This is a genomic window from Streptomyces sp. MBT65, from assembly GCF_016612545.1.
In the GTDB taxonomy this organism is placed as follows: domain Bacteria; phylum Actinomycetota; class Actinomycetes; order Streptomycetales; family Streptomycetaceae; genus Streptomyces.
In genome coordinates this window covers 1-9,393 of the sequence record NZ_JAENRY010000330.1, presented here as the reverse complement: position 1 = coordinate 9,393, position 9,393 = coordinate 1, and the positions used below count along the sequence as shown (strand labels likewise).

Sequence of the window (9,393 nt, the reverse complement as noted above, 5' to 3'; positions counted from 1 at the left end):
GCTCGACCAAGTCCTCGCCCCCGGCGGCCACTTCGCGCTCACCTGCTTCGCGGCGGGCGGCATGGGGTCGGAGCTGGCGGACGCCGAGCTCTATCGCGGCTCCGGGCTCCAGGGCGGGTTGGCCTACACGCCCGAGGAACTGCGCTGGATTTTCGGGGAGTTGGAGCTGGTCGAGCTGCGCCGGATGCGCGACGAACCGGCCGAATCGGCGTGGTTCGGGGAGGACTTCCTCTGGACGGCGTTGTTCCGCCGGGGCGCGGAGCGTGGGGCGTAAGGCGGGGGCTTACAACCACCCCTGCTGCCGTGCCTCCCGCATCGCCTCCATGCGGTTTCGGGTGGCTGTTTTGCCGATGGCCGAGGAGAGGTAGTTGCGGACGGTGGACTCGGAGAGGTGGAGTTGGGCGGCGATGTCGGAGACCGTCGCGCCGTCGACCGAGGCCTTGAGGACGTCGCACTCGCGTATCTCCGCCGCGCCCGCCTCCATCGCGCGGCGGAGATAGCCTGGGCGGCCGAAGGTCGTGAGGATCAACACCCGGCAGTCGGGGACCTGTTCGCGGAGTTCGGCGGCGGCGTCCAGGCCGCTCATGCCGGGGAGTTCGATGTCGAGGAGGGCGACATCGGGACGGTGGATCAGGGCGGCGTCCACGATCGTGTCACCCCGGCCGACCTGGGCGACGACCTCCAGGTCCGGCTCCATGCCGAGCAGCAGGGCGAGGGCGCCGCGCATCATGCCCTGGTCCTCGGCGAGCAGCACTCTGACGGACTTGGCGGGCCGGTGGTCCCGGGGCATCTCATCCACGGGGCAAGCGTAAGGCCCGGGGCGGTCATCAAAAACTCTTCATTGTTCGTGTCCGCGAGTCTTGACGGTCTCCGGCTGCGGGCAAACAATCGCCTCGGCATTCCGCCGCCACCCTGGAATTTCCCGAACAGAGCCGTTTTCGGAAAACTTTCGACAGCTCCGCATGGGTTCGACATTTCGATCGCGAATTGGTTCGGTATATCGATCGAACGATGTCCGGTATATCGACCAGTCAACCGGCCGGGCCCGCCAGGTGTCGGCCACCCGCACCGCCCTACCAGGACCAGAAAAAGAGGTGCACCGTGTTCCTGAGATTCCCCCGCACCCGGCCGCGCCGGCTGAGAAACGCCACCCTGGCCGCACTGTCCGCACTCGTGACACTCCTCGCGCTCGCCGTCGGCGTTCCGCAGGCCTCGGCCGCGACCTCGCTGCCGTGCGACATCTACGCCACCGCCGGGACGCCCTGCGTCGCCGCGCACAGTCTCGTCAGGGCGCTCTACTCGTCGTACAACGGCTCGCTGTACCAGGTGCAGCGCGCCTCCGACAGCGCCACCGCGAACATCGGCCTGCTGGCGGCCGGGGGGTATGCCAACGCGGTGGCGCAGGACTCGTTCTGTTCCGGTACGACGTGCATCATCACCAAGATCTACGACCAGTCCGCGCGCCACAACGACCTCACGATCGAGGGCGCGGGCGGGGCCGGCGTCGCCGATGTCGGGTCGCCCGCGGACGCCCTGCCGGTGACCGTCGGCGGGCATCAGGTCTACGGCCTGGAGATCTCCGCCGGCATGGGCTACCGCGACAACTCCACCTCGGGCGTGGCCACGAACGGCGCCGCCGAGGGGATGTACATGGTGACCTCCGGCACGCACGTCAACGGCAGTTGCTGCTTCGACTACGGCAACGCCGAGACCAACAACCAGGACACCGGCAACGGTCACATGGACGCGATCAACTTCGGTACGGAGTGCTGGTTCGCGCCCTGCTACGGCAGCGGTCCCTGGGTGCAGGCCGACCTGGAGAACGGGCTGTTCCAGTCGGACTCCGGGTACAGCAAGAACACCGCGAACACCGGCACCGGGGCGATACCGTTCGTCACCGCTTTGCTGAAGAACAACGGTCAGGACCATTTCGCGCTGAAATACGGAAACGCCCAGTCGGGGAGTCTCACCACCACCTATTCCGGGGGTGAACCCACCACAAGTGGTTACTCGCCCATGCATCAGGAGGGCGCGATCGTCCTGGGCACCGGCGGGGACAACAGCAACGGCTCCATCGGCTCGTTCTTCGAGGGCGTCATGACCGCCGGCATCCCGACGGACGCCGCCGACAACGCCGTACAGGCCAACATCGTGTCCGTCGGCTACGGCGGCTCGACCGGGACCACCGGGACGCTGGCGGCCGGTTCGGAGATCTCGCTGCGGGCGACCACCTCGTGCTGCACGGCCGACTACATCCGCCACCAGAACAACGCGGCCGTCCTCTCGGCGATCACGTCGAGCAGCGCGGCCCTCGACAAGGGCGACGCGACCTGGATCGTCCGCAGGGGACTGGCCGACAGCTCCTGCTATTCGTTCGAGTCACGGAACTACCCGGGTGACTTCCTGCGGCACTACAACTACCAGCTCTACCGCCAACCCATGGTCGGGACAACGCAGTTCAGACAGGACGCCACGTTCTGCGCCTCGACCGGCAAGAGCGGCACGGGCACCTCGTTCGCGTCGTACAACTACCCGACCAGATACCTCCGGCACTACAACTACAACGTCTACATCGCGAGCGACGGCGGCTCGAACGCCTTCGACAGCGCCACCTCGTGGACGGACGACGTGAGTTGGGTGGTCACGGCTCCCTGGGCGCCGTAGGCCCAGCCGTAGTCCCAGCGGTCGTCCCAGCCGTAGTCCCGGTCGTCGTCACCACGTGAGACGTCAAGTCCGCCTGCTCCACCGGGAGTTCGGCGGTGACCGTGAAGCCGCCGCGTGGTGACGGGCCGGCCCGCAGGGAGCCGCCCGCCGTCGCGAGGCGTTCCGTGAGGCCCTTCAGACCGGTTCCGCCGATGCCCTCGGCGGGACCGGTCGTCGGCTCCACGGCCCCCGTGCCGTCGTCGGCGACCGTCAGGCGGACCCGGTCCAGGATGCCGTCGAGCGTGATCTCGCAGCGGGTCGCGCCGCTGTGCCGTACGACATTGGTGACCGCCTCGCGGACCACCCAGCCCAGCAGGGCCTCGTTCTGCGGGGTCAGGGGCGGGCCCGACTGGCGGACCACCGGGTCGATGTCGGTGGCGGACAACGCGGAGCGGGCGCGGTCCAGTTCGGTGGCGAGGCTGCCCTCGCGATAGCCGGTGACGGCCTCGCGGATCTCGGTGAGCGCCTGCCGGCCGACGGCCTCGATGTCGGTGATCTGGCCGAGCGCGGCCTCCATGTCACGGGGTGCGAGGCGCCGGGCCGCCTCCGACTTCACCACGATCACCGAGAGGGTGTGGCCGAGCAGGTCGTGCAGGTCGCGGGAGAAGCGCATCCGTTCCTTCTCCACGGCTCGGCGGGCCAACTCCTCGCGGGCGGCGCGCAGTTCGCGTACGGCCTCGGAGAGGGAGAGGATCGCGGCGGTCACCATCGTCGACAGGAACGTGCCGTAGGCGACGTTGATCGCGTCCCAGCCCGCCCGGTACACGGAGACGGCCGCGGCCAACGCGGTGAGGGCGAGGCCGACTTGACCGAGCCGCGGTCCCCGCAGACAGGCTCCGGCGGCGAGGCCGAGCAGCGGGAAGAAGTACAGCCAGCTGCCGCCGTAGCCGAGCGCGAGGCCGCAGGTCACCAGGCCCATGACGACGAGCGCCACCCGGGTCGAGACCGCCTCGCGCTTCTCCTTCACGAAGGAGCGGAACACGACGTAGATGTAGAGGGAGTTGAAGGTCAGCAGGCCCAGGCCGCCGATCCAGGGGTTGTCGGTCTTGCCCTGGAGGAGGTTGGAGAAGGAGCCCATGCCCATGAGCAGCCACGGCAGCAGGGTGAAGCCGGTCGGCGGCGGGCCGGGGTTCTCGGGCCACTCGCCCCTGCGGCGGGCCTCCTTCTGCGCGACCTTGAACTCCGCCATGTCGGCCCGCCACCGGGCCCGCGCCACGCGCCAGGCGCGTACCTGGCACCTGATCCCTTGCATCCAGGTCATCTCTTCCGCTCCCCCGGTCACACGGTCCGCCCGGTCCGGCGGTATGCCAGCACAGCGTACGAACCGAATGCGAGCAGCCAAGCCGTCAGGACGATGATCGCGCCGAGTGCGGGGGCGTGCCCGTCGGCGACGGAGGTGCCGAGTTCGGCGAAGCGGTTGGTGGGGGTGTAGGCGGAGACCGTGCGCAGCCAGCCGGGGAAGAGGCTGATCGGGAACCACAGGCCGCCGATCACCGCGAGGCCCAGGTTGCAGGCCATGTTGGCGACGCCGGTGGTCTGGGAGGTGAGGCCGTAGCCGTTGGCGAGGCCGAGGAGGGTGAAGGGGATCGAGCCCAGCCACAGCAGCAGCGCGATCAGCGCCCACTGCCAGGCGGCCAGCCGTACGCCGTTGACCAGACCGCCCGCCGCGAGCACCGCGACGATCGCGGGCAGCACTGTCACCGAACCGGTCAGGGCCCGGCCCAGGACGACCTGGCGCGGGGTCATCGGCGTCACCCGCAATTGCCGCAGCCAGCCGATCGCCCGGTCCTCGGCGACCCCGCCCCCGGTGTTGAGCGCGGAGCCGACCGCGCCGTAGGCGGCCATGCCGACCATCGCCGTGGCCTTGTAGCCGCTGTCGTCGCCGCCGAGGTTGGTGAACAGCAGGTACATCATCACGGGCATCGCGATACCGCCGATCACGAAGCCGATGTCACGCAGGGTCCGGCGGACTTCGAGGCGCAGGTAGTCGATCATCACACCGTCTCCAGTTCACGTGCCGTCAGTGCCAGGAACGCGTCGTCCAGGGACGCCGGCGTGACCTCCAGGCCGTGGATCGCGTCCAGGTCCGCCAGTGCGCGCACGGTCGCGTCCGAGTCGTCGGTGCGCAACAGGGCGCGGTCGCCGCGGACTTCGAGGGTCCGTACGCCGGGCAGACGGGCCAGGTCCTCGGTGGGGCGGCCCGCCAGGTCGAAGGAGACCAGGCTGCCACCGGCCGCCCGCTTGAGCTGTTCGCCGGTGCCGTCCGCGACGATCCGGCCGCGGTCGATGACGACGATGCGGTCGGCGTGCGCGTCGGCCTCCTCCAGGTAGTGCGTGGAGAACAGGACGGTGTGGCCGCGCCGCGCATAGCCCCGCATCGACTGCCAGAACGCGTGCCGCGCCTCCACGTCCAGCGCCGCGGTCGGCTCGTCCAGCACGATCAGCGACGGGTTCCCGGCCAGTGCCACGGCGAACCGCACCCGCTGCGTCTGGCCGCCCGACAGCCGGTCCACCCGCCGCCCGGCCAACTCACCGATCCCGGCCAGCTCCAGCGCCCGCGCGACGGGCATCGGCGCCGGATAGCGCCGGGCGACGAACGCGACCAGCTCGCCGACGGTCACCCGGGGCACCGCCCGCGCCTCCTGCAACATCGCCCCGACCAGGCCGTTCCGTACGGCCAACTCGGGTGCCGCGCCGAACAGTTCGACCGTGCCGGCGTCGGGCGCGTTCAGCCCGAGCAGCAGCGAGATCGCCGTCGACTTGCCCGCACCGTTGCGGCCGAGCAGCGCGACCGTCTCGCCGCGCCCGATCTCCAGGTCCACCCCGTCCACGGCCCGCACCGCGCCGAAGGTCTTGACCGCCCCCGCGAAGGACACCGCGCACGCCGTCCCACCCGCCGCCCCACCTGTCTGTGTCATGGCTACGACGCTACGAATCCGCGCCGCCGCGCGGCAGATGCGCTTGTACGGACTCGGGGAGGACAAATGTCACCGGTCCTCAGCCGCGCCGCCCCGACCTGACACAGTGTCAGGAGCCTTCACAAGTAAGGGACGCTCGGCTATACAAGGGGCGCCGGACTGGAACGCGTTCTAGGTCGGCCCGTGACGACCTCGGTGCGGCCGACGGTGCGGACGGCCGCACCGAGGTCTTACGCCGTCACGGACATGAGCCGCCGCCGACGCCCGCCACCCACTGACAGGAGACCCATGCCGATCGACGCCGCCAAGGCACTCGCCGCCGAACCCCGCTCGGGAGAGATCTCCTGGAACACCAAGGACGTCCAGCTCTACCACCTCGGCCTCGGCGCGGGCACCCCCGCGACCGACCCCGACGAGCTGCGCTACACCCTGGAGTCCCGGCTGCACGTCCTGCCGAGCTTCGCCACCGTCGCGGGCAACGGCTCGCCCGGCGTGATCAGCGGCCTGTCCATGCCCGGCATCGAGGTCGACCTCGCCCGCGTCCTGCACGGCGGCCAGTCCCTGCGCCTGCACCGCCCCATCCCGGCCCAGGGCACCGCGACCAGCACCGGCGACATCGCCGCCGTCTACGACAAGGGCAAGGCCGCCGTCCTCGTCATGCGCACCGAAGTCGCCGACGCCGAGGGCCCGTTGTGGACCAACGACGCGCAGATCTTCGTACGGGGAGAGGGCGGCTGGGGCGGCGACCGCGGCCCCTCCACCCGACTCGAACCACCGACAGGCGCCCCGGACAAGGTGGTCGAGCGTGCCATCCGCGAGGACCAGGCCCTCCTCTACCGCCTCTCCGGCGACTGGAACCCGCTGCACGCCGACCCCGAGTTCGCGAAGCTCGCCGGGTTCGACCGGCCCATCCTGCACGGGCTGTGCACCTACGGCATGACGCTCAAGGCGGTCGTCGACACCCTGCTCGACGGCGATGTGACCCGGGTCCGCGGCTACGACACCCGGTTCGCCGGAGTGGTGTTCCCCGGCGAGACGCTGCGCATTCGTATGTGGCGGCAGGGCGAGACCGGCGCCGGCACCGTGCGGGTCGCGGTGAGCGCCGTGGAGCGGGACGACGCCCCCGTCCTCGCCGACACGACCGTCGAACACTCCTGACCGCCGAACACCCCAGACCCCAGACCCCAGACCGCTGAACACTCCTGCACCAGGCCGGACTTGAGGGGAGCGCCCCATGCGCGCAGCCGTACTGCACGAGATAGGCCAGGACAAACTGGAAGTCCTCGACGACGTCGAGACGACGGGCTTCGGGCCCGGCCGGGTCAGGATCCGGGTGCGCGCCACGGGGCTGTGCCACTCGGACCTGTCCGCGATGGCCGGCGTGCTGCCGCAGCCCGCGCCGTTCGTGCCCGGCCACGAGGGCGCCGGCGAGATCCTCGAAGTCGGCGAGGGCGTCAGCCACTTGAAGCCCGGCGACCGGGTCGTCGTCTGCTGGCTGCCGGCCTGCGGGGTGTGTCCCGCCTGCAAGCGCGGCCAGACCCAGCTGTGCCTGGCCGGTTTCATGAACGCGGGCACCCCCAACTTCAAGCGCCCCGGCGGCGATGTGTTCGGCTTCGCGGGCACCGGCACCTTCGCCGAGGAGGTCGTCGTCGACGCGGGCTGCGCGGTGCCGATCCCCGACGACGTGCCCTTCGACATCGCCGCCCTCATCGGCTGCGGGGTCACCACCGGACTCGGCGCCGCCCTCAACACCGCCGATGTGGAGGCCGGTTCGTCGGTCGCCGTGATCGGCTGCGGCGGTGTCGGCATCTCCGCGATCCAGGGTGCCCGGCTCAAGGGCGCCGCCGAGATCGTCGCGGTCGACCCGGTCGCCTCGCGCCGCGACTCGGCGCTCAAGTTCGGTGCCACCAGGGCGGTTTCACCGGACGAGCTGCCCGCCGCCAAGCAGGAGGTCACCGCGGGCGAGGGCTTCGACTACGTCTTCGAGGTCGTCGGCCGCTCCGCCACCGCCCGCACCGCCTACGAGAACACCCGCCGCGGCGGCACGCTGGTCGTCGTCGGCGCGGGCGCCCTCGACGACTACCTCCAACTCAGCATGTTCGAGCTGTTCTTCGACGAGAAGCGCATCCTGCCCTCGATGTACGGCGGGGGAGACGTCCTGCGTTCCTACGAGCGCACGATCGCCCTGTGGCGGGCGGGCCGTGTCGACCTGGAGAGCCTGATCACCCACCGGGTGCCGCTCGCCGACATCAACGAGGCCCTCGACCAGATGCGCCAGGGGACGGCCCTGCGTACCTGCATCGAGATCTGAAGGCCGGTCATGACACTGCCACTTGAGCAACTGTCCGCGATCGTCACCGGCGCCGGACGGGGCCTGGGCCGGGCCGAGGCGCTCGAACTCGCCCGGCTCGGCGCGGCCGTCGTCGTCAACGACTACGGACAGCCCGGCCGGGACGGCTCCGGCGACGCCTCCACGGGCCCCGCCGAACAGGTCGCCGCCGAGATCCGCGCGGCGGGCGGCCGGGCCATCGCCCACACCGGGGACGTCGCCGACTTCCAACAGGCCGCCGAACTCGTCGAGTTGGCGATCGAGCAGTTCGGCAAGCTCGACATCCTCGTCAACAACGCGGGCATCCTGCGCGACCGCATGGTCTTCTCCATGACGGAGGGCGAGTGGGACGCGGTGATCCGGGTCCACCTCAAGGGCCACTTCAACACGACCCACTTCGCGGCCAGGCACTGGCGCGAGCGGTCCAAGGCGAGCGGCGCGCCGGTGTACGGGCGGATCGTGAACACCTCGTCCGAGGCGTACCTCGCGGGCTCGGCGGGACAGCCCAACTACGCCGCCGCGAAAGGCGGGATCGTCGGCCTGACCACCTCCACGGCCCTCGCGCTGGCCAAGTACGGCGTGACCGCGAACGCCATCTGCCCGCGCGCCCGCACCCGGATGACCGAGGACGTCTTCGCCGGTTTCCAGGAACCCGACGAGGGGCTCGACCCGCTCGCCCCCGAGCATGTCGCCCCGCTCGTCGGCTACTTGGCCTCACCGGCCGCCGAACGGATCAACGGCCAGCTCCTCGTCGTCCACGGCGGCATGGTCGCGATCGTCGAACGCCCGCACGTCCAGGCCAAGTTCGACAGCAAGCAGGACCTCTTCAGCTACGACGAGCTGGACGCCGTACTCACTCCGCACTATGCGCAGCGACCGGACGGCGAGACGTTCGCGGCGGCGGAAGTGCTGGGGCTCAAGCGGGAGTCGGGCGCGGGGTAGGGAACGCGAAGGCCCCGCCCGTCCGGAGACGAGCGGGGCCCGTGTGGTGCCGGCGGTCCGTCAGGCGTTCGCGTACTCGGACTGTTCGGACGGCTTGCGGTGTCGGCCGTGGGCGGCCGTGTCGCCGTCCTGCGCCGAGACCGGGCCCCGGTGCTTGCCGTGCCCGGAGGCGTCGTGTGCGTCGGCAGACATGGTCTGCGCGCTGTTCGTGTTGTCGTTCATCGGATACTTCACCCCGTAGAAAACATGATCCTTCTTACAGCACGGCGATCTTATCCAGCCGTCCCCGGGGTGACGCGCGACGGACCGCCGTCCGGAACGACTTCGTTACCGAGCCGCGTCCGTTTGTTACCCGACGGCCACCCGGCCTTTGAGCGGGGCCTCCCGCAAGGGCACCGGGCGGGGCGTCACCGGCACCGGAGGATCCGGTTCGGACGGCTTCGGCGCGGCCTCCCCAGGCGCACCTGCCGTCCCGTCCCGAACCGGATCCTCCGGTGCCGG

At 70.5% G+C, this 9,393-nt stretch carries 9 protein-coding genes and 1 pseudogene; 5 read left to right on the top strand and 5 right to left on the bottom strand.

Going from position 1 to position 9,393, the window contains the following annotated elements; genetic code table 11:
• Window positions 1–274, top strand: a pseudogene (locus tag JHN63_RS43070) (SAM-dependent methyltransferase); the annotation flags it as partial.
• Between the two features lie 9 nt (window positions 275–283).
• Here JHN63_RS43070 and JHN63_RS43065 read toward each other — a convergent pair.
• Window positions 284–790 (bottom strand): DNA-binding response regulator, encoded by a 507-nt coding sequence (locus tag JHN63_RS43065; RefSeq protein WP_200690581.1) that lies wholly within the window; start codon window positions 788–790, stop codon window positions 284–286.
• Window positions 791–1,101: 311 nt separating this feature from the next.
• Here JHN63_RS43065 and JHN63_RS43060 point away from each other — a divergent pair, with 311 nt between their 5' ends.
• Complete coding sequence (locus JHN63_RS43060) at window positions 1,102–2,664, top strand: alpha-L-arabinofuranosidase B (RefSeq protein WP_200690579.1); 1,563 nt, start codon at window positions 1,102–1,104, stop codon at window positions 2,662–2,664.
• On the opposite strand, the gene JHN63_RS43055 is transcribed toward JHN63_RS43060, so the two are convergent.
• The 3 genes from JHN63_RS43055 to JHN63_RS43045 are packed head-to-tail and all read right to left on the bottom strand — an operon-like array spanning window position 2,642 to window position 5,621.
• A complete protein-coding gene (locus JHN63_RS43055; RefSeq protein WP_200690578.1) occupies window positions 2,642–3,964 on the bottom strand; it encodes a sensor histidine kinase in 1,323 nt (440 codons plus the stop codon). The two genes, JHN63_RS43060 and JHN63_RS43055, sit on opposite strands and share 23 nt — an antisense overlap.
• Before the next feature lie 17 nt (window positions 3,965–3,981).
• Window positions 3,982–4,698, bottom strand: a complete 717-nt coding sequence (locus tag JHN63_RS43050; protein WP_200690577.1) for an ABC transporter permease — start codon at window positions 4,696–4,698, stop codon at window positions 3,982–3,984.
• Window positions 4,698–5,621: an ABC transporter ATP-binding protein gene (locus JHN63_RS43045; RefSeq protein WP_234478537.1), complete on the bottom strand. Its 924-nt coding sequence runs from the start codon at window positions 5,619–5,621 to the stop codon at window positions 4,698–4,700. Before JHN63_RS43045 ends, JHN63_RS43050 begins: the two co-directional genes overlap by 1 nt.
• Window positions 5,622–5,909: 288 nt before the next feature.
• Between JHN63_RS43045 and JHN63_RS43040 the strand changes: the two genes are divergently transcribed.
• From JHN63_RS43040 to JHN63_RS43030, 3 genes are all read left to right on the top strand, one after another.
• Complete coding sequence (locus JHN63_RS43040) at window positions 5,910–6,779, top strand: MaoC/PaaZ C-terminal domain-containing protein (protein ID WP_200690576.1); 870 nt, start codon at window positions 5,910–5,912, stop codon at window positions 6,777–6,779.
• 76 nt (window positions 6,780–6,855) lie between these two features.
• Window positions 6,856–7,932 carry a Zn-dependent alcohol dehydrogenase gene (locus tag JHN63_RS43035; protein ID WP_200690575.1) on the top strand — a complete coding sequence of 359 codons (1,077 nt, stop codon included), beginning with the start codon at window positions 6,856–6,858 and terminating at the stop codon, window positions 7,930–7,932.
• Between the two features lie 9 nt (window positions 7,933–7,941).
• Window positions 7,942–8,892, top strand: coding sequence for a 3-oxoacyl-ACP reductase (locus tag JHN63_RS43030; protein WP_200690574.1), 951 nt, complete (start codon window positions 7,942–7,944; stop codon window positions 8,890–8,892).
• Window positions 8,893–8,952: 60 nt separating this feature from the next.
• On the opposite strand, the gene JHN63_RS43025 is transcribed toward JHN63_RS43030, so the two are convergent.
• Window positions 8,953–9,114 carry a hypothetical protein gene (locus JHN63_RS43025; protein WP_200690573.1) on the bottom strand — a complete coding sequence of 54 codons (162 nt, stop codon included), beginning with the start codon at window positions 9,112–9,114 and terminating at the stop codon, window positions 8,953–8,955.
• Between the last annotated feature and the right edge of the window lie 279 nt (window positions 9,115–9,393).

Coding starts and splice junctions, on each gene's coding strand:
- JHN63_RS43030 (WP_200690574.1), top strand. CDS start 7,942: ATGACACTGCCACTTGAGCAACTGTCCGCGATCGTCACCGGCGCCGGA.
- JHN63_RS43065 (WP_200690581.1), bottom strand. CDS start 790: ATGCCCCGGGACCACCGGCCCGCCAAGTCCGTCAGAGTGCTGCTCGCC.
- JHN63_RS43050 (WP_200690577.1), bottom strand. CDS start 4,698: ATGATCGACTACCTGCGCCTCGAAGTCCGCCGGACCCTGCGTGACATC.
- JHN63_RS43040 (WP_200690576.1), top strand. CDS start 5,910: ATGCCGATCGACGCCGCCAAGGCACTCGCCGCCGAACCCCGCTCGGGA.
- JHN63_RS43035 (WP_200690575.1), top strand. CDS start 6,856: ATGCGCGCAGCCGTACTGCACGAGATAGGCCAGGACAAACTGGAAGTC.
- JHN63_RS43055 (WP_200690578.1), bottom strand. CDS start 3,964: ATGACCTGGATGCAAGGGATCAGGTGCCAGGTACGCGCCTGGCGCGTG.
- JHN63_RS43045 (WP_234478537.1), bottom strand. CDS start 5,621: ATGACACAGACAGGTGGGGCGGCGGGTGGGACGGCGTGCGCGGTGTCC.
- JHN63_RS43025 (WP_200690573.1), bottom strand. CDS start 9,114: ATGAACGACAACACGAACAGCGCGCAGACCATGTCTGCCGACGCACAC.